Here is a 19321-nt window from a genome sequence, read left to right as displayed (position 1 = left end):
AAGTAGCGAACTCATGACCATTGCCATTCTCCGCACCGCCGACGCATGGTGGGTCCACACCACCACGGGCGCCGCGCGGATCGCCACTACGGCAACCACCACCGGACAGGTGCTGGCTGATCGCGCGGCCATCGACGCCGCCGCGCACAGCCGCGGCACGGCGCCGGTCGACAACCTCGAGCTGCTCTCCCCCGTGACCGCACCGTGTCGCGTCGTGGCGCAGATGACCAACTACGCCTCACACGTCAAAGACGCCGGGATGAACCCGAAGGCCATTCCGCTGACCTTCTTTCGCAAGACGTCCGGGTCGATCAGCGGACCGTTCGACGACATCATCAAGCCTGCGCACGTACGGTTCCTGGACTACGAAGTGGAGATCGGCCTGGTCATCGCGCGCGAGGTCCCGGTGGGCACCGAGATCACCGAGACCAACCTGGCCGACTTCATCGCCGGTCTGGTTGTCACCAACGACGTTTCGGCCCGCGACATCCAGCTCCCGCAGACCCAGTTCTACGAAGCCAAGTCGTACCCGACCTTCACCCCGGTCGGCCCGGCCCTGGTCCTGCTCGACGCCGACGAGCTCAAGCGGTTCGGCGATCTGCGCCTTCAACTGCGCGTAAACGGCGACATGCGCCAAGACGCCCTCGTCGGCGGTGACATGATCTACCAGCCCCTACAGGCACTGCAGGCGTTGACGCGGTTCCAACGGCTGGACGCGGGCGACCTGGTGATGACCGGCACTCCGGTCGGGACCGCACTGAGCGCCCCACCCAAGCCGATAGAGATCATCGGCTCGCTGCTGCCGCCGGCGATCAAATGGAAGGCCTTCTTCAAACGCCAAACGGACAATCCGAAGTACCTGAAGCACGGCGATGTCGTAGAGCTGTCGGCTGCCACCGACGACGGCGCCATCGCTCTCGGCGCCCAGCGCACTGAGGTGAGCTTCGCGTGACCGATCTGGTCATTGTCGGCGGCGGCCCGACCGGCGTAACCGCGGCCACTTTGCTTGCAGACTATGGCATCTCGTGTCTGATCCTGGACCGCTGGGAGGGCGTGTATCCACAACCGCGAGCGGTCCACCTCGACGACGAGAGCAACCGGATCGTCGCCCGACTCGGGATTGCCGAACAATTCGCCGCGATCTCACGGCCCGCGCTGGGCCTACGGCTACTCGATCAGCACCTGCGTGTGCTCGCGGAGTTTCATCGCGACACCGCCGAGAGCATTCACGGGTTCCCGCAAGCCAACATGTTCGACCAACCCGAGTTCGAAGCCCTACTGCGCGACAACGCCAAAAAGCGCGCCGGGATTCAGCTTCGGGGTAACTCCGAAGTCACCGACGTCACCCAGCACGCCCCGGGCCGTGTCCGAGTGACCTTCACCGACCGCCCCAGCGGGAACCAGCACATCGTCGAGACCAACTACGTCCTCGGCTGCGACGGCGCTAACAGCGTGGTGCGCACCTCGATCGGCGCCGCGATGGAGGACCTGAGATTCGAGCAACGCTGGCTGGTTGCCGACGTGGCCACCGACGCTGAACTGAACCAATGGGACGGTGTGCATCAGGTGTGCAACCCGGTACGCGCCGCTACCTTCATGCGCATCGGCCCGGCCCGCTACCGCTGGGAATTTCGCTTGTTGCCCGGCGAGACCGCCGACGACTACAGCACCATGGAGACACTTCGCGCCCTGATTGCGCCCTGGATAAACGACACCTCCGATGACGACCTCGAGGTGGTGCGGGTTACCGAGTACACCTTCCGTGCGCAGATTGCGAATCGATGGCGAGACCGCAACGTATTCCTGCTCGGCGATGCCGCCCATCTCACGCCCCCATTTATCGGCCAGGGCATGGGCGCCGGGCTACGTGACGCCATGAACCTGTCGTGGAAGTTGGCCGGCGTGATCACGGGCGACCTATCGGCGAATCTATTGGACACTTATGAGCAGGAACGCAAGCCGCACGCCCGCATGATGATCGCATTGGCCTTGGGCATGGGCCGGGCGATGACCGCGGGCGGGCACATCGGAAACGTTCTGCGGCGGACGATCGCCCCTCGGCTGCATCTGATTCCCGGCATCCGCGAGCGGGTGGTCAACAGCAAGACCCCGGCGCTGCGCCGATCCGCACTGGTCATCCGGGATCGCCACCCGCGCAATCTGGCCGGAACATTGTGCCCCAATCCCCTGCTGGCCGACGGCCGTCGTCTCGACACGGTCCTCGGGGACGGATTCGCCCTCGTCGCCACGACGCGGCCCCTCCCCTTCCACCAGGACCTGCTCGCGGAACACGGCGCCGTCATGCACATCGCCCAACCCGGAAGCGAGCTGGCGCGTTGGCTGCACCGCGGGCATGCGACCGCCGCGATCATCAGACCCGACCGTACCGTCATGCGTGCCAGCCGGAGCCTGAGCGCCCTGGTCACCGCCACGCCCCGGTTCGCTTCGGCCGTGCGGACCGATGTGTCAGAGCACTAGTGATTTCGCCGTATTCCCTGAGGCATGAAAGGCAATTCGAGCATCGCCAACGGCTGTTATCCCGGTTTACGAGCCCGGCATCGCTATTCCCAGGTCACCTCGTCGGGCGTCTTGTCGGCCCGCAGTCCCCGCCAGCTCGGCTGGCGCAGCCGGCCGTCGGCCGTCCGCTCGCTGTAGCGCACCTCCCCCACGATGGTCGGTTCCACAAACGTGACGCCCTCGGAATCGAGCCGGGAAAGCGGTGCCCTAAAAGGTGATTCGTCGGCGCGCAGCGGCATCAGCATCTTCTTCAGGTCGGCCAGCTGGCGATCGGTGAAACCGGTACCGACCCGGCCAACGAATCGCAGACCGTCAGCATCGGGAACTCCCATCAGCAGCGAGCCGATCCCCCCACTCATTCCATTTCGGCCACTCCCTCTTCTGGCCCGCCAACCGCCGATCACGACCTCCTGGGTCCGCCAGCGCTTTTCCTTGACCCATGCCGTCGACCGGCGCCCCGGCTGATACGGCGAACCCCACTTCTTGGCAACGACTCCCTCCCAGCCGAGGCTGCGAGACTGTTCGAGCGCCTGTTTTCCGTCGGGGTACAGCAGGTCTTTGACCACCAGATCGGTTCCCCGCGCCAAGGTTTCCAAGAGGCGCCGGCGATCCCGGTAGGACGCACGCAACAGCGGGCGACCGTCGAGATAGAGCAGGTCGAAGGCCCAGAACTGCAGGCGAGGAGAGCGTGGGCTGTTCTGCATCTCGGCGAAGCTGGGCACACCGGCGTCGTCAAGTGCCACAAGCTCACCGTCGAGCACCACGTGGTGCTCGGTGAGGTCGTCACCCAGCGCCTGCATTCGCGGGTATTCCCCGGTAACGTCGCGCCCGCTGCGCGACCGCAGTCGCACCCTCCCGTGGTCGGCCTCGACCAGGAGTCGGTAGCCGTCCCACTTCCCCTCGAAGGCCCACTCGCTCGGGGACAGTCTGCTCACGGAACCATGGGTGGCCAGCATCGGGTCCAGGTCGGCGAACGCGAACGCCCGCTGGTCTTTCATACGGTGCGCCAGCCACTGGTCGCCGCTGGTCCGGATCAGCGCGTACCGCCCGGAGATCCGGCTGCCGGACAGCACGACGATCACCTCCCCTTTCTCCACGGTGTCCTCGAACTTTTCGGTCACATAACTGCCCGAATCCCAGATGCGCACCGTGCCGGCACCATACTCGCCCTTGGGGATGGTGCCTTCGAAGCCGCCGTACTCCAGCGGATGATCCTCGGTGCGCACCGCGAGGTGGTTGACCGACGGCGTGTCGGGCAGGTTCATGGGCACCGCCCAGCTGACCAGTACGCCGTCGCGCTCCAGCCTGAAGTCGTAGTGCAGTCGCCGTGCGTGGTGCTCCTGGATGACGAAACTGTTGCCCTCGCCCGGGACGGGGGCGGTGGCCGGCACCGGTTCGGGGGTCTTGCCCGCGTCGCGTTTGGCCCGGTATGCGGCGAGCCGATCCCTCTTGCGTACCGGCGGGTCCAGTGCCGCCAGCAGGTCGCCGTCGCGCTCGACGCGGGCCAGCACCTCGTCGTAGCGCAACTGCCGCAGGTCCGGGTCGTCCAACTCCTCCCAGGTGCGCGGGGCGGCCACCGTCGGGTGCTCACGACCCCGCAGCGAGTACGGCCCGATGGTGGTCTTCGACGCGTTGTTCTGGCTCCAGTCGACGAAGACCTTCCCGGCCCGCAGTTTCTTGGCCATGGTCGCGGTCACCAGCTTCGGCATAGCGCTTTCGAGTTGCTGCGCAACGCGTTTGGCCACCGTGACGGCGCCGGTACTGGCTACCGGGCGGTCGAGGGCGGCGTAGACGTGCACTCCCTTGCTGCCGCTGGTGAGCGGGAACGCTTCCAGGTCCAGCTCCGACATCAGCTCTCGGATAGCGCGCGCCACCTCGGCGAGTTGAGACATCGCCACGCCCTCGCCGGGGTCCAGGTCGAACACCAGGCGCGTCGCCGGGCCGGGCCTGAGCATTTCGCCGCCACGCGTCCACTCAGCCTCGAATCTCCACTGCGGCACGTGGACCTCCAGCGCGGCCTGCTGGGCAATCCAGGCCAGACCATCGGCGTCGTCGATGATCGGATAGGTGGTGGTGCCCGAACGGTGCTGTATGTCGGCGCGGTGCAGCCATTCCGGTGCCGAGGAGGCAAGTTGCTTTTCGAAGAACGAGTCCTGTTCGACGCCGTTGGGCCAGCGTTTGCGGGTCACCGGGCGTCCGGCGATGTGCGGCAGCATCACCGCGGCAATGCGGGTGTAGTAACCGAAGACGTCGGCTTTGGTGGTGCCGGTGGCGGGGTAGAGCACCTTGTCGGCGTTGGTCAACTTCACCCGGGTCTGGAACGGCTGTGCAGCCATGCTGCCAACCTACGTCGCGATAAAGCCGGTTTCGGGCACGTTCGGGTGGGCATACTTGCCTCATGCGTTCCATCTGGAAGGGTTCGATCGCATTCGGTCTGGTCAACGTCCCGGTGAAGGTGTACAGCGCCACCGAGGACCACGACATCAAGTTCCGTCAGGTACACGCCAAGGACAACGGCCGGATCCGCTACCGGAGGGTGTGCGAGGAATGCGGTGAAGTCGTCGACTACGCCGACATCGCGCGGGCATACGAGTCCGACGACGGCCGGATGGTGGTGATCACCGACGACGACCTCGCGAATCTTCCCGAGGAGCGCGATCACGAGATCGCGGTGCTCGAGTTCGTCCCGGCCGGTGACCTGGACCCGATGCTGTTCGACCGCTCCTACTTTCTGGAGCCGGCGACAAAATCGATCAAATCGTATGTGCTGTTGGCCAAGACACTGGCCGATACCGACCGGGTGGCGATTGTACATTTCACGCTGCGCAACAAGACCCGACTGGCGGCGCTGCGGGTCAAGGACTTCTCCAAGCGTGACGTGATGATGGTGCACACGCTGTTGTGGCCGGATGAGATTCGCGACCCCGACTTCCCCGCCCTGGACACCAAGGTTGAGATCAAGCCCGCCGAGCTGAAGATGGCCGGGCAAGTGGTCGAGTCGATGGCCGACGACTTCGATCCCGACCGCTACCACGACACGTATCAGGAGCAGTTGCACGAGTTGATCGCTGCCAAACTTGAAGGCGACGAGGCGTTCACTCCCGAGGAGCGGCCCGCCGAACTCGACGCCACCGAAGACGTCTCCGATCTGCTGGCCAAGCTCGAGGCGAGCGTGAAGAAGCGCTCGGCGGCCAACAAGGAGCCCGCCAAAAAAGCGCCGGCCAAGAAGGCGGCCGCTAAGAAGGCTCCGGCGAAGAAGGCGCCGACCAAGAAGGCCGCGGCAAAGTAGCCGCGTCGGCCGACGCCGCGGGCCGCGCGCGCACCCGTTGCGGCCACCAGAACCAGCGCCCGAGCAGCGCGGCGATGCTCGGCGTCATGAATGACCGCACGATCAAGGTGTCGAACAGCAGGCCCAGCGCGATGGTGGTGCCGATCTGGCCGAGAATCCGCAGGTCACTGAAGATGAACGACGCCATGGTGGCGGCGAACACCAGTCCGGCGGCGGTCACCACCGACCCGGTTCCGCCCATCGCGCGGATGATGCCGGTGTTCAAGCCGGCGTCGATCTCCTCTTTGAATCGTGAGATCAGCAGCAGGTTGTAGTCCGAGCCGACCGCCAGCAGCAGGATGACGGCCAGCGCCAGCACGATCCAGTACAGGTGGATGCCGAACAGGTACTGCCACACCAGCACCGACAGCCCGAAAGAGGCGCCCAGCGACAGGGCGACCGTGCCGACGATGACGATTGCGGCGACCAGACTGCGGGTGATGATCATCATGATCAGCAGGATCAGGCTCAGCGCGGCGATTCCGGCGATCAGCAGGTCGTACTTCGCGGCGTCGGCGATGTCCTTGTAGGTCGAGGCCGTGCCCGCCAGATAGATGTGCGAGCCCTGCAGCGGAGTGCCCTTGACGGCCTCCTTCGCGGCGTCGCGGATCTTGTCGATGTGCGAGATGCCTTCCGGGGTGGCCGGGTCGCCCTCGTGGGTGATGATCAGCTGCGCCGCTTTGCCATCCGGAGACAAGAACAGCTTCATCCCGCGCTTGAACTCAGGGTTGGTGAATGCCTCGGGCGGCAGATAGAAGGAGTCGTCGTTCTTGGCGTCGTCGAAGGCCCGGCCCATGGCGGCCGGGTCGTCGTTCGCGGCCGCGGACTGGTCGCTGATCCCGGAGTTGGTGGCATAGTTGTTCAATGCCAGATCTCGGTTGACCTGCTGGCTTTCGATCTGAGACGGGATCAACTCCACCAACTGCGGTTGCAGCGCGTCCAGCTGGTCCAAGGCTGACGTGAGCTGTTGGAGCTTCTCGGCAAGCTTGTCGATGCCGTCCTGCAGGTCGAAGACGGAGCGCAGCGCCGCGCACGCCGGGATGTCGAAGCAGTGCGGTTCCCAGTAGAAGTAGCTGCGGATCGGCCGGAAGAAGTCGTCGAAGTTCGCAATCTGGTCGCGCAGATCGTTGGTGAGGGCGACGGTGTCGTGAAAGCTCTGGGTTTGAGTGTGGGTGGCGTCGGCGAGTTGCTGCTGCAGCGCGTACTGCTGCTCCAGCGTGTGAATCGACTTCTCCGCTTCGGCCGCCTGCGTGAGCAGGTCAGCCGCCCGGTCCATCTGGTACTTGAGGTTCTGGGTCTGGGCGACGTTGCCCTGGCCGACCGCAAACGGTATCGACGTGTGCTTGAGCGGAGTGCCCAACGGCCGCGTTATCGATTGCACCTTGGCGATGCCCGGGGTGTGGAACACCGCCTTGGCGACCCGCTCCAACACCAGGAACGATGCCGGGTTGCGCAGGTCGTGGTCCGATTCGATCATCAGTAGTTCCGGGTTGAGCCTGGCCTGGGAGAAGTGGCGTTCCGCGGCCGCATAGCCGATGTTGGCCGGGGCGCGGTCCGGCATGTATTCCCGGGCGTCGTAGCTGGTCTTGTAGCCCGGCAGGGCGAGCAGACCGATCAAGGCGACGGCGCAGGCGACCACCAGGATGGGCCCGGGCCACCGGACGATGGCGGCGCCGATCCGCCGCCAGCCGCGGGTCCGCATCGCCCGGGTGGGTTCGAACCGGCCGAACCGACTGCCCACGGTGAGCACGGCCGAGGTCAGGGTCAGCGCGGCGATCAGCGCCACGAAGATGCCGATGGCGGCGGGCAGCCCCAGGGTGTGGAAGTAGGGCAGCCGGGTGAAGCTCAAGCAGTACACGGCGCCGGAGATGGTCAGGCCCGAGCCGATCACGACGTGGGCGGTACTGCGGTACATGGTGTAGAAGGCGGTTTCTGGATCTTCGCCGGCCGCGCGCGCCTCCTGGTAGCGGCTGATGATGAAGATCGCGTAGTCGGTTCCCGCGGCGATCGCGAGCAGGGTCAGCAGATTCGTTGAGTAGGTGGATAATCCGATGACCTCGTGGTAGCCGAGGAACGCGACGAATCCACGTGCGGCGGCCATTTCAATGGCGACGGTGAGCAGCGCCAGCAGGGTGGTGGCGACCGAGCGGTAGACCGCGAACAGCATGACCGCGATCACCAGGAAGGTGATCGCGGTGACCTTGTTGGTGCCCTCGCTGCCGACCGAGAACTGGTCGGCGACCAGTGGCGCCGCACCCGTCACGTAGGCCCGGCCCCCCGGCGGCGCCGGCGTGTTTTCGACGATGTCGCGGACGGAGGCAACCGATTCGTTGGCCAACGTCTCGCCTTGGCTTCCGGCCAGAAACACCTGCGCCAGAGCGGCTTTGCCGTCGTTGCTCTGCGAACCGGCGGCGGTCAGCGGATCGCCCCAGAAGTTCTGGATATGCTGGACGTGCTTGGTGTCGCGTTCCAGCTTGGCGACCAGGGTGTCGTAGAAGCGGTGCGCTTCCGAGCCCAGCGGCTCCTCGCCTTCGATGACGATCATCGCGGCACTGTCGGTGTCGTACTGCTGGAACACTTTTCCGATACGTTTGGCTGCCTGATACGACGGCGCATCCGGGGAGCTCATCCCCACGTTGTGGGCTTCGGCGACCACCTCCAGCTGTGGAACCAGACTGTTCGTCACCGCGGCCAGCGCCACCCAGAACAGCACGATCGGTAATGCCAGACGGCGAATAGTGCGCGGCCAGAACGGCTGCCGGCCCTCCTCGCTCATCCGGATTTGTCCAAGCAGAAGGTGTAGGCGCTCACGGTGTTGACGATCCTTTCGTCTTTGAGTTCACCGTCGATGACGATGCGGCAGCCCAGCACGTGGCCGTTCCCCTGTGCCCGCAGGTCTCCGATGATCGCCGGCTCAGTCGTCGTCGCCTGGTAACGCCAGGGCAGCGGAGCGTCGATGACTTGCTGCGGTGCGGCGTTGACATCGAGGTAGTTGATGGTGGCGGTGGCATCCGGGGCGCCGAAGACCTCGTAGACGACGTTTTTGGGGTTGAACGGGACGATCTCGTCGCCCGCGTCGCTCTGGGTCGACGTGGTATCGCCCGCGCCGAAGATGCCGTGCAGCCGGTAGACACAAAACGCCGCGACGGCGACCACCACCACGGCGACGATGACCATCCACCCACGCCGGACCAGCGGAAATAGCGACGGTCTGCGCACCGACCAAGCGGACGGTACGGAACCGTACGGCTCAATAGTGCGGCGGCGGTGATTTCGTGACGGCGGGCCTCAGCGAGTGCCGCGAGTCAGGCTCGGGATGACCACCTCGTCGACAAGATTCGCCACCGTGCGCGGCGTCGTCGCCCGGCCCGACACCAGAGACCGGAAGATCAGGTATCCGGGCAGCACGTCCCACAGGTCATCGTTGACGGCGGCGGCATCGATCTCGCCGCGATCGACGGCCTGCCGCAGGATGTGGAGCATCAGCGCCTTGCGCTTGTCGACGAACTGGTGCTGCATCACCTCGTTCAGCGCCGGATTTCGCGACACCTCGACCAGCACTGCGCGGATGGTGCCCGCATGCTGCGTGGTCTGCTCGCAGACCAGCTCACCCAGTCGCAGCAGATCGCCGCGCAGGCTGCCGGTGTCGGGCGGGACGGCGACCTGGCGGATGCCCTCGGTGAACGCGGCCAACACCAGTTCGGCCTTCGACGGCCAGCGCCGGTACGCCGTGGCCTTACTCGCCCGCGCCTTCGCCGCGACGGCGTCCACCGTCAACCGGTCGTAGCCGTTCTCCTGCAGCAACTGCAGCGTGACTTCCAACAGCTCGACTTCGCGCGGCGACCAGGTTGGGGCGCCGGCAACGTCGACGTTCTGGCTCACGGCATCAACCATAGAGCGCCGCCGATTCGAAAGAGGGTTTCAGCTCGCAGTCGCGACGTCAGGGCGGCGCTTTGTTGAGAGCGCGTTCGGAGTTGATGCGGTGGACGCGGTCTTGGATTCGGGTGCGCTTGCGGGTGGGCATCATCAGGCCGCGGGCCGCGGTTGGTAATGCTGGTGAAGTTGTTGCCGGTGGCGCCCCGATAGGCATGCACAGGCCGGGGAAGAGGAGTGCACTGCCCGGGCGGGTGGTGTAAGTGTGGCCGGTGGGGCTGGTCCACTCCACGGTGCCGTCGGGGTGCTGGATATCGTGCCAGCCACCAGGGCCGGTCCAAAACGTCTTGAGCAGGTGGTGTTTTCGGCATAGGCAGCGCAGGCCGGCCGGGTGGGTCGGCCCGAACGGATAAGCGATGGCATGGTCGACGTCGCAGTAGCTGGCGGGCTGATCGCACCCGGGGAACCGGCAGCTGAGATCGCGGGCCCGGACAAATGCGGCCAGGGCCGTTGAGGGCCGATAGTGCGGTTCGGCCGGCAGATCGGTCGGGTCGCGCAGCGGTTTGACGGTGGCGCCGTTGTTGACGAGCTGGGCCAGTAGCGGTGCGGGTACCGTGCCGCCGCCGATGATGTACCCGGAGCGTGCTGGACGTGCCTGGGGCTCGGGCGACGGGTTGGTCGGCGGCTGCTCGGCGACCAGGTCGGGATCTTGCTGCGGCTCGCCGTTACCGAACCGGGGATCGGGCGGAGTGCGCAGGGCGGCTTCTTCGGCGAGGACGTAGACGGTGACGTTGCCGGCGCGCGCGTCGGTGTTTCCGGCCGGGCAGTCGGTGTTGCCACAGGCGCAGGCGAGGCTGTCAGCTCCGGCAGCCAAGGCGCCGAGGGCATCGGCGCGGCGCTGGGCCAAGGTGCGGGGGTCGTCGTCGCAGACGGTGTGGGCCAACTGGGTCAGGCGCCGGTCGAGGGCGGTGGCGTCGGTGGCGAACAGCCGGCCCCACAGCGCGGTGGTGCCGTTTTCGCTGTTGCGGGTGTCGACGACGATGTCGCGGCCCCGGGCCTCCCGCTCCTGGCGCCGGATGGCGTCGGGGTCGTACCGGTCGATCAGGGCGTCGATGGCCGCAGCGGTTTTGGCCGCCGAGAGCGGCCCGAGGCCGGTGGCGATCGCGGCAAGCTCGGTGTCGACGGCGTCCAGCAGGTAGGGGTTGGTGATCAAGGTGGTGCGCCAGACGATCGTGGCGACCATCCGGCAGTTGATCGCCCCGTCGAGAAACAGTGCGGCCACCTTCGGCAGCCGCTCACGCAGCGCAGTGGCCAGATACATCTGCGAGGAGGCCATGCCGTGGCTGATCTGCTCGGCAGCGCCGACCTCGGAGGCTGCGGCATCCCAGTAGTCGCATGACCAGCGCGACCGGTTCACAGCGTCCCGTCCGCGGGTGCGCCGCGCGACCAGTTCACCGATCGCTGCCAGCCGGCGCGCCGAGGCCGCGGCCTCCACTTGAGACCACCCGGCGATGGCTGCCACCAGCAGGTTGTCGTCGGCATCAGCCAGTGACTCCGGCCCAGGCAACGCATTATCGAACATACGTTCGATCGTACCCGAACCGGGCGACGCGCGCACCCCACCCGCGGGACGACCGGCACCCGAATTAGAACGTGTTTCAGAAAAGGGGTTCAGCTCCCGGCCGATCCTTGTTAGCGTGCCTACGTGATCCTCGATAGATTCCGACTCGATAACTCGGTCGCCGTCGTCACCGGCGCCGGCCGTGGCCTAGGCGCGGCGATCGCCGTAGCGTTCGCCGAAGCCGGCGCTGATGTCGTCATCGCCGCGCGTACCCGATCCCAACTAGAGACCGTCGCCGAACAGGTCGAAAGCACCGGGCGTCGCGCCCACATCGTCGCCGCCGACCTGGCCCACCCCGAAGAGACCGCCAAGCTGGCCGCCCAGGCCGTCGACGCCTTCGGCAGGCTCGACATCGTCGTCAACAATGTCGGCGGCACCATGCCCAACATGTTGCTGACCACCTCGGCCAAAGACCTCAAGGACGCGCTGACCTTCAACGTCGTCACCGCGCACGCGCTGACCACCGCCGCCGCGCCGCTGATGCTGGAACACGCCGGCGGCGGCTCGGTCATCAACATCACCTCGACGATGGGGCGGCTGGCCGGGCGTGGATTCGCCGCCTACGGAACCGCCAAGGCCGCGCTGGCCCACTACACCCGGCTGGCCGCCATGGACCTGTGCCCGAAGATCCGCGTCAACGGCATCGCACCGGGATCGATCTTGACCTCCGCGCTGGATGTGGTGGCCTCCAACGACGAACTCCGCGAGCCGATGGAGAAGGTCACTCCGATGCGCCGACTCGGGGATCCGACCGACATCGCGGCCGCCGCAGTCTATTTGGCCTCGCCGGCGGGAAGTTATCTCACCGGCAAGATCCTCGAGGTCGATGGGGGCATCACGTTCCCGAACCTCGATCTGCCCATCCCCGACCTGTAGAGGACACCGCTATGCCCATTCGCGTCGCCCAGATCGGCACCGGCAATGTCGGTGTCCACGCCCTGAAAGCACTGATCACCAACCCGGAATTCGAGCTGACCGGGGTGTGGGTGTCCTCGGACGCCAAGGCCGGCAAAGACGCCGCCGAGCTGGCCGGCCTGGACACGCCGACCGGGGTGTCCGCGACCACCGACCTGCAGCAGATACTCGACGCCAAACCCGACTGCGTGGTCTATACCGCGCTGGCCGACAACCGGCTCGTCGAGGCGCTGGACGACTTCCGGCGCATCCTGGCGGCCGGGATCAACGTGGCCGGCAGCAGCGCGGTGTTCCTGCAATACCCGTGGCAGGTGCTGCCCGCCGAGATGCTGTCCCCGCTCGAAGACGCCGCCAAGGCCGGCAACGCGAGCTTGTTCGTCAATGGCATCGACCCGGGCTTCGCCAATGACCTGCTGCCGCTGGCGCTGGCGGGCACATGTCAGAGCATCCAGCAGATCCGCTGCATGGAGATCGTCGATTACGCCACCTATGACAGCCCCGCCGTCATGTTCGACGTCATGGGGTTCGGCCAGCCGATCGACGAGGTGCCGATGCTGCTGCAGCCGGGCGTGCTCAGTCTGGCGTGGGGTTCGGTGGTGCGCCAGCTGGCAGCCGGTCTGGGCCTCGAACTCGACTCCGTCGAGCAGTCCCACGTGCGGGTGCCCGCACCGGAGGACTTCACCATCTCCGCCGGCGATATCACGAAAGGCACTGCGGCTGCGCTGCGATTCGAGGTGCGCGGCATGGTCGACGGTCATCCGGCGGTCGTCCTCGAGCACGTCACCCGGCTGCGCGACGACCTGTGCCCGGAGTGGCCGCAACCGGCCCAGCCCGGCGGGTCCTACCGCGTCGAGGTGACCGGGGAGCCGTCCTATGCGCTGGACCTGTGCCTGTCCAGCCCCAACGGCGACCACAACCACGCCGGGCTGGTGGCCACCGCCATGCGCGTCGTCAACGCCGTTCCGGCGGTGGTGGCCGCTGAGCCGGGTATCCGGACCACCCTGGATCTGCCACTGGTCACCGGACGGGGGCTTTACGCTCGTCCTTGATGACGCGCGTGGGCAAGCCGGTACGGCGACAGCCGGGCTGGTATCTGCTCGGGCCGGCGTTCGTCGCCGCCATCGCCTATGTCGACCCGGGCAATGTCGCAGCCAACGTCAGCGCCGGTGCGACCTTCGGGTACCTGCTGGTCTGGGTGATCGTCACGGCGAACGTGATGGCCGGTCTGGTGCAGTACCTCTCGGCCAAGCTGGGATTGGTGACCGGGCTCTCGCTGCCTGAGGCGGTCGGAAGTGTTGCCCGTCGCCCGACGCGGATCGCGTATTGGCTGCAGGCCGAGTTGGTCGCCATGGCAACCGATCTCGCCGAGGTGGTGGGCGGCGCCATCGCCCTGCACCTCATCTTCGGCCTGCCGTTGATGTTGGGCGGGATCATCACCGGCGCGGTGTCGATGGCCTTGCTGGTCGTCGGCGACCGGCGTGGGCCGCGGGCCTTCGAGCAGGTCTTCAGCGGGCTGTTGGCCGTCATCGCGATCGGGTTCCTGGCCAGCCTGGTGGTCGGTCCGCCGCCGGTGACCGACGTCGCCGGCGGCCTGGTGCCCCGCTTCGACGGAACCGAGAGCGTGCTGTTGGCGACCGCGATCCTGGGGGCCACGGTCATGCCGCATGCGGTGTATCTGCACTCCGGCCTGGCCCGTGACCGGCACGGGCGCCCGGAAGCCGGGCGAGCGCGGCAGCGCATGCTCCGGGTGACCCGCTGGGATGTCGGCCTGGCAATGCTGCTTGCCGGCGCGGTGAACCTGGCCATGCTGTTGGTGGCCGCCGCGAACCTGGCCGGGCGCGAGGGCACCGACTCGATCGAGGGTGCGCACGCCGCGGTACGCGATGCGCTCGGCCCGACGGTCGCGCTGTTCTTCGCGGTCGGGCTGTTGGCCTCCGGCCTGGCCTCGACGTCGGTGGGCGCCTACGCCGGCGCGATGATCATGCAGGGCCTGTTGCGGGTGTCGGTGCCGCTGCTGCTGCGCCGCCTGGTCACGTTGATCCCGGCGCTGGTGATCCTGGCGGCGGGCATCGATCCCACTCGAGCACTGGTGATCTCCCAGGTGGTGCTCTCGTTCGGGATCCCGTTCGCCCTGGTCCCGCTGATCCGGCTCACCAGCGACCGCGCACTGATGGGCGCGGACGCGAACCGGCGGCTGACGTCGGCGCTCGGGTGGGCCGTCACGGTCGTGATCGGCGTGCTCAACATGGCGCTGATCTACCTGACCGTCACCGGGACGGGCTGAGCGTCAGGCGGAGACGCTCTCGCGCGCCTTGGCCTTCTCCTCGTAGTGCGTGGCCCGCTCGTCGACCATCTTGAGGAACCCGTCGATCTGTTCGCGGGCCTGCTCACCGTCGGGGCCGAAGCCGTCGCGCTCGAAGACCTTCCAGAACCGCAGCACCGGCTGCACCACGTCGTCGTGGTGGATGCGCAGGTCGTAGATGCCGGCCTTGGCGATGAGCAGGGCGTTCTCCTGGAAGCCGGGCATGTTCATGCCGGGCATGGAGAAGCCGAGCACCTCGTCGCGGATGGCGCACATGGCCTCATCCGGCGCGATGTCCAGGGCCGCGTCCATCAGGTTGCGATAGAACACCATGTGCAGGTTCTCGTCCAGAGCGACGCGGGCCAGCAACTGGTCGGCGATCGGGCAGCCCGAGGCCTTGCCGGTGTTGCGGTGCGACACCCGGGTGGCGAGTTCCTGGAACGACACGTACGCCAACGCCTGCAGCGGGGTCTTGTCGCCGGAGTCGTACCCGGCGATGGTGTGCTGCATCCGCATGTTCTCGAGATTCACCGGGTCGATGCCCCGGGTGACGACGAGGTAGTCGCGCAGCGCGATGCTGTGGCGGCCCTCCTCGGCGGTCCACTGCCCGACCCAAGAACCCCAGGCGCCGTCCCGGCCGAAGCGGGTGGCGATCTCCCGGTGATAGGACGGCAGGTTGTCCTCGGTCAGCAGGTTGACCAGCAGCGCGGCCTTGGCGACCGGGTCCAGCGGCGAGTCTTCGGGAACCCAGTCCTCGCCCCCGAGGAAGGCGAAGTCGCGCCCCTTGCTCCACGGCACGTAGTCGTGGGGCAGCCACGGCTTGGCGGCCTTGAGGTGGCGGTTGAGATTCTGCTCGACAATCGGCTCCAGCTCGTGCAGTAGCGCCGTCTGGACGTTCGTCATGTTTGCTCCATCCCGGATCGACATGCGGGCAGTCGATTGGCCCCCCGGCCGAACCTACGGTTCCGTAGGTTCGGCATTCACGGTAAACATGGAGCTTGGCACATGTCAACCTCCGAATTTCGCGCTTTCGGCGCATTCGGCGTACCGCGGACGGCCTTCCGACCGGTCGCCGCTAGCTGTTGGCGCGATTCTCCGATTCCCGCTTGAGCCCGTCGGCCTCCATATCGACGTATCGCCTGATGCGTCCGGCCGCGGCCAACTTGCCCAGCCAGGCCATCGGACCGGTCAGCGCGAAGGTCAGGACCGCCCGAACACCGGAACCGGCCGGTGTCAGCTCATGGTAGCCGGTGGACCGCATTCCCGCCGCCGATGCCGTCCAGGTGAAGGACCGCTCGTCTACCAGCTCGGTAATGGTGAAGACCAACGGCCGGCCGGCGGGCTGCTGGACGCGCGCTGTGCTGCCCACTCGCAGTGGACCGGAGTCGAGTCGGGTGATCTCGCGCATCGACGCCGTCCAGTCCGGCCAGCGTTCGATATCGGCCAGGACGGCCCACACGTCGGCGGGCCGGGCGGCGATATCGACGGTGCGGGCGTAGCGCAAGCCGCTGCCTCCTTCCCGAATGTTGTGGACGTTATACGGTTGCGCCGGATATCGACAGGCTAAGGCGAGGATTCTGGATGACCGATCTGTCAGGCAAAGTCGCACTGGTGACCGGCGCCTCATCGGGGCTCGGTGCGGCCGCGACGCAGCTGTTCGCGCGGCGCGGCGCATCGGTGTTCGGGCTCGCCCGCGATGCCGAACGGCTGGCCGCGGTGTTCGCCGATGTGCCCGGTGGACGCTTCGCCAGCACCGACATCAGCACCGCGCCTGCCTGCACGGCGGCGGTAGGCCAGTGCGTCGAGCAGTTCGGCCGGCTCGACGTCTTGGTCAACGTCGCCGGAGCCCACCAGATGCGCCACACCCTCGAGGTCACCGACGACGACTGGGCCCACGACCTGGCGGTCAACCTCAATGGGCCGTTCTTTCTGTGTCGCGCAGCGCTGCCGCACCTGCTGGAGACGGCCGGCAACATCGTCAACGTCGCCTCGATCGCCGGGGTGGAGGGGCAGGCCTACTCGGCGGGCTACTGCGCGGCCAAGCACGGCCTCGTGGGGCTCACCCGGGCGTTGGCCGTGGAGTTCACCGCGGAGAAGCTGCGGGTCAACGCCGTGTGCCCGGGCGGCATGCTGACCCCGCAGGTGACGAACTTCCAGCTTCCCGAGGGCGCCGACGTCAACCTGGTGATGCGGGTGGCCTCGCCACGCGGGATGAGCACCCCGAGTGACGTCGCCGAGGTGATCGCCTTTTTGGCCAGCGACGCCGCGGCCGCGGTACACGGCGCGGTGTACCTGACCGACAACGGCAAGACGGCCGGGTAGCAGGCTCAGCGCAGCGGCAAGCCGGTCAGCGCCCGGGCGATGACCAGCCGCTGGATCTCACTGGTGCCCTCGAAGATGGTGAAGATCTTGGCGTCGCGGTGCATCCGCTCCACCGGGTAATCGCGGGTGTAACCGTTGCCGCCCAGGATCTGGATCGCCTCGTCGGTGACATAGACCGCGGTCTCGCTGGCGACCAGCTTGGCCATCGAGCCCTCCGCGTTGTCGAAGGCCTTGTTATTGCGTGCCATCCAGCCGGCCCGCCAGACCAGCAGCCGGGCGGCGTCGATGCGGCTCTTCATGTCGGCCAGCTTGAAAGCGACGGCCTGGAACTCGCCGATCTTGCGGCCGAACTGCTCGCGCTGGCAGGCGTAGTCCAGGGCGTACTCGTAGGCGGCACGTGCCACCCCGACAGCCATCGCCCCGACCGTCGGGCGGGTACGCTCGAAGGTCTTCATCGCGGCCTGGCCCCCGGCCGACGCACCGGACTTGACGCGCGCGACGCGGTCCTCGAACTTCTCCCGACCACCCAGGATCATGTCCTCGGACAGCCGGACGTTGTCCAGCACGATCTCGGCGGTGTGCGAGGCCCGGATGCCGTGCTTCTTGAACTTCTGCCCCTGACTCAACCCCGGCGTGTCAGGTCCGATCACGAACGTGGCCTGACCACGCGAGCCGAGCTCGGGGTAGACCGAGGCGACCACGATGTGCACGTTGGCGATGCCGCCGTTGGTGGCCCAGGTCTTGGTGCCGCCCAGCACCCACTCACGGGTTGCTTCGTCGAAGCGGGCGCGGGTGCGGATCGCGCCGACATCGGAGCCGGCGTCAGGTTCGGACGAACAGAACGCCCCCAGCTTGGGCTCGTCGGCGGTGCCGAACATCTCCGGCAACCAGCGGCCCAGCTGTTCAGGAGTTCCGTTGCCCGCCAAGGCGGCCGCAGCCAGTCCGGTTCCCAGAATGGACAATGCGATGCCGGCGTCACCCCAGAACAGTTCCTCGAACACCGTCAGCATCCCGATCCCGCTCGGCTCGGCGGCCTGGGTGGCGAACAGCTCCGGTGAGTACAGCCCGATCTTGGCCGCCTCGGCGATGACCGGCCACGGCGTCTCCTCGCGCTCGTCCCATTCGGCGGCGGCCGGGCGGACGACGTCGGCGGCGAACTGGTGCACCCAGTCGCGAACCTCGATCACGTCATCGCTGAGCTCTATCGAGAACGTCATGGTTTCTCCTGGGAGTTCGTGGGGCCGCCGCAGACACCGCCGGGGTCGATTCTGGCACCTCGATTGCCCTCGTTTCACCGGCCCCGTCGGTGTAGCATCCCGATAGGCGATGAAGCTCGCCATAACCGCCGCACCCGGCTAATAGCTTCTACCCCGATTTGATTCGTGGTGGGAGGCGGCGCCGGATGAGTTACCACAATATTCCGCCTATCAGAGCAGTGTTCGATTTCGGCGCTGTGGCGCCGGAGATCAATTCCGGTCGTATTTATCTCGGCGCCGGTGCTGCCCCTCTGCTGGGCGCAGCGGCGACCTGGGATGCAGTAGCGGCTGAATTATCCGCTGCTGCAAACGGTTACGCGTCGATCATCGCTGACCTGACCACGATCGCCTGGCGAGGCGCATCGGCGTCGGCGATGGTGGCCGCAGCGATGCCGTTCACCGCATGGCTGAACGAGACGGCCGGCGATGCGGCCGAGGTCGCCGCCCAGGCCCGGGCAGCGGCCGCCGCTTACGAGCTGGCCTTCGCGATGACGGTCCCGCCGCCGGTGATCGCCGCCAACCGGACCCTGCTGCTGACGCTGGTCGCCTCCAACTTCTTCGGGCAGAACACCGCTGCGATCGCAGCCGCCGAAGCGCACTACGCACAGATGTGGCTCCAGGACGCCACCGCGATGTATCTCTACGCCGAATCCTCGGCCCTCGCATCGGTGTTGCCGGCTTTCGGTGAGCCGCCGCGGACAGCCGACCCGGCCGCGACCACGGTCCAGCAGGTTCAAACGGCCCTGTCGTCACCGCTGGCTCAGATCCTCGAGCATGTGCCGAATGTGACCAACTCCGTGCTGTCATCGGCCAACGCAGTCACTTCCGGCCGCGGAATCTACGTCACCAACATGCGCCTTGCCGCCCAGCAGACGACACGCCCGCAGTTCCTGCCTCCGTTGGGGACGCGCCTGGCCGCCGCACCTCCGGTGTCCGCCGCCCGGGGGCGAGCGGGCCTGGTCGGCAGGCTCTCGGCGCCGCCGTGCTGGTTCTCCAGTGCACCCGAAGTGCGTCCGGCCGGGTTGCCGCCGACGCGCTCGGCCGTCACCGCCACTCCGGTCGATACCCCCGGCAGTGTCTTCAGCCAATCGGTGCTGGGGCCGCTGTCGCGCGACAGACCCGAAACATCGCGTACCAGAAGCAAACCGATCATCGTGCGCTCCCCGGCAGCCGGTTAGGAAGGAACC

General features: G+C 67.0%; 16 protein-coding genes and 1 riboswitch. Of the genes, 8 read left to right on the top strand and 8 right to left on the bottom strand.

What is annotated here, in order from left to right; translation table 11 throughout:
• The first annotated feature begins 13 nt into the window (after nucleotides 1–13).
• The gene (locus BST10_RS07730; protein ID WP_083037308.1) at nucleotides 14–952 is read left to right on the top strand and encodes a fumarylacetoacetate hydrolase family protein; all 939 of its coding nucleotides are present in this window, start codon (nucleotides 14–16) and stop codon (nucleotides 950–952) included.
• Nucleotides 949–2478: a bifunctional 3-(3-hydroxy-phenyl)propionate/3-hydroxycinnamic acid hydroxylase MhpA gene (mhpA, locus tag BST10_RS07725; protein WP_083037307.1), complete on the top strand. Its 1530-nt coding sequence runs from the start codon at nucleotides 949–951 to the stop codon at nucleotides 2476–2478. The genes BST10_RS07730 and mhpA overlap by 4 nt, the downstream gene beginning before the upstream one ends.
• An 83-nt stretch (nucleotides 2479–2561) precedes the next feature.
• Here the strand turns inward: mhpA and BST10_RS07720 are convergent, their stop codons facing one another.
• Entirely contained in the window at nucleotides 2562–4853 is a 2292-nt protein-coding gene (locus BST10_RS07720; protein WP_083037306.1) for an ATP-dependent DNA ligase, read from the bottom strand.
• Nucleotides 4854–4915: 62 nt separating this feature from the next.
• Here BST10_RS07720 and ku point away from each other — a divergent pair, with 62 nt between their 5' ends.
• Nucleotides 4916–5806, top strand: coding sequence for a non-homologous end joining protein Ku (ku, locus tag BST10_RS07715; RefSeq protein WP_083037305.1), 891 nt, complete (start codon nucleotides 4916–4918; stop codon nucleotides 5804–5806).
• On the opposite strand, the gene BST10_RS07710 is transcribed toward ku, so the two are convergent.
• The 4 genes from BST10_RS07710 to BST10_RS07695 form a co-directional block, all read right to left on the bottom strand.
• On the bottom strand, nucleotides 5754–8621 hold the full coding sequence (locus BST10_RS07710) for an MMPL/RND family transporter (protein ID WP_083037304.1): 2868 nt from the start codon (nucleotides 8619–8621) through the stop codon (nucleotides 5754–5756). The two genes, ku and BST10_RS07710, sit on opposite strands and share 53 nt — an antisense overlap.
• Nucleotides 8618–9064, bottom strand: coding sequence for an MmpS family transport accessory protein (locus BST10_RS07705; RefSeq protein WP_205277364.1), 447 nt, complete (start codon nucleotides 9062–9064; stop codon nucleotides 8618–8620). The genes BST10_RS07710 and BST10_RS07705 overlap by 4 nt, the downstream gene beginning before the upstream one ends.
• A gap of 69 nt (nucleotides 9065–9133) precedes the next feature.
• Complete coding sequence (locus tag BST10_RS07700) at nucleotides 9134–9739, bottom strand: TetR/AcrR family transcriptional regulator (protein WP_083037302.1); 606 nt, start codon at nucleotides 9737–9739, stop codon at nucleotides 9134–9136.
• 46 nt (nucleotides 9740–9785) lie between these two features.
• The gene (locus BST10_RS07695) at nucleotides 9786–11300 is read right to left on the bottom strand and encodes an HNH endonuclease signature motif containing protein (RefSeq protein ID WP_083037301.1); all 1515 of its coding nucleotides are present in this window, start codon (nucleotides 11298–11300) and stop codon (nucleotides 9786–9788) included.
• A 123-nt stretch (nucleotides 11301–11423) separates the two neighbouring features.
• On the opposite strand from BST10_RS07695, the gene BST10_RS07690 reads away from it, so the two are divergent.
• From BST10_RS07690 to BST10_RS07680, 3 genes are read left to right on the top strand one after another with little or no spacing between them, the layout of a single operon-like run.
• Nucleotides 11424–12215, top strand: a complete 792-nt coding sequence (locus BST10_RS07690; protein WP_083037300.1) for an SDR family oxidoreductase — start codon at nucleotides 11424–11426, stop codon at nucleotides 12213–12215.
• A gap of 11 nt (nucleotides 12216–12226) precedes the next feature.
• Complete coding sequence (locus BST10_RS07685) at nucleotides 12227–13303, top strand: NAD(P)H-dependent amine dehydrogenase family protein (RefSeq protein ID WP_083037299.1); 1077 nt, start codon at nucleotides 12227–12229, stop codon at nucleotides 13301–13303.
• Entirely contained in the window at nucleotides 13303–14538 is a 1236-nt protein-coding gene (locus tag BST10_RS07680) for an Nramp family divalent metal transporter (protein ID WP_041317201.1), read from the top strand. Before BST10_RS07685 ends, BST10_RS07680 begins: the two co-directional genes overlap by 1 nt.
• A gap of 3 nt (nucleotides 14539–14541) precedes the next feature.
• On the opposite strand, the gene BST10_RS07675 is transcribed toward BST10_RS07680, so the two are convergent.
• Both BST10_RS07675 and BST10_RS07670 read right to left on the bottom strand, forming a co-directional pair.
• Entirely contained in the window at nucleotides 14542–15459 is a 918-nt protein-coding gene (locus BST10_RS07675) for an acyl-ACP desaturase (protein ID WP_013827815.1), read from the bottom strand.
• A gap of 172 nt (nucleotides 15460–15631) precedes the next feature.
• Nucleotides 15632–16060 (bottom strand): SRPBCC family protein, encoded by a 429-nt coding sequence (locus BST10_RS07670; protein WP_083037298.1) that lies wholly within the window; start codon nucleotides 16058–16060, stop codon nucleotides 15632–15634.
• Between the two features lie 77 nt (nucleotides 16061–16137).
• Here BST10_RS07670 and BST10_RS07665 point away from each other — a divergent pair, with 77 nt between their 5' ends.
• The gene (locus BST10_RS07665; RefSeq protein WP_083037297.1) at nucleotides 16138–16878 is read left to right on the top strand and encodes an SDR family NAD(P)-dependent oxidoreductase; all 741 of its coding nucleotides are present in this window, start codon (nucleotides 16138–16140) and stop codon (nucleotides 16876–16878) included.
• A gap of 5 nt (nucleotides 16879–16883) precedes the next feature.
• Here the strand turns inward: BST10_RS07665 and BST10_RS07660 are convergent, their stop codons facing one another.
• Complete coding sequence (locus BST10_RS07660; protein WP_083037296.1) at nucleotides 16884–18095, bottom strand: acyl-CoA dehydrogenase family protein; 1212 nt, start codon at nucleotides 18093–18095, stop codon at nucleotides 16884–16886.
• 96 nt (nucleotides 18096–18191) lie between these two features.
• A riboswitch (Fluoride riboswitch) is annotated at nucleotides 18192–18253 on the top strand.
• Nucleotides 18254–18280: 27 nt separating this feature from the next.
• Between BST10_RS07660 and BST10_RS23515 the strand changes: the two genes are divergently transcribed.
• Complete coding sequence (locus tag BST10_RS23515) at nucleotides 18281–19312, top strand: PPE family protein (RefSeq protein ID WP_083037295.1); 1032 nt, start codon at nucleotides 18281–18283, stop codon at nucleotides 19310–19312.
• Nucleotides 19313–19321: the final 9 nt, after the last annotated feature.

Source organism: Mycolicibacter algericus DSM 45454, assembly GCF_002086455.1.
Classification (GTDB): domain Bacteria; phylum Actinomycetota; class Actinomycetes; order Mycobacteriales; family Mycobacteriaceae; genus Mycobacterium; species Mycobacterium algericum.
The sequence above is the reverse complement of the archived record's forward strand: the minus strand, read 5'-3'. Positions and strand labels throughout refer to the sequence as shown.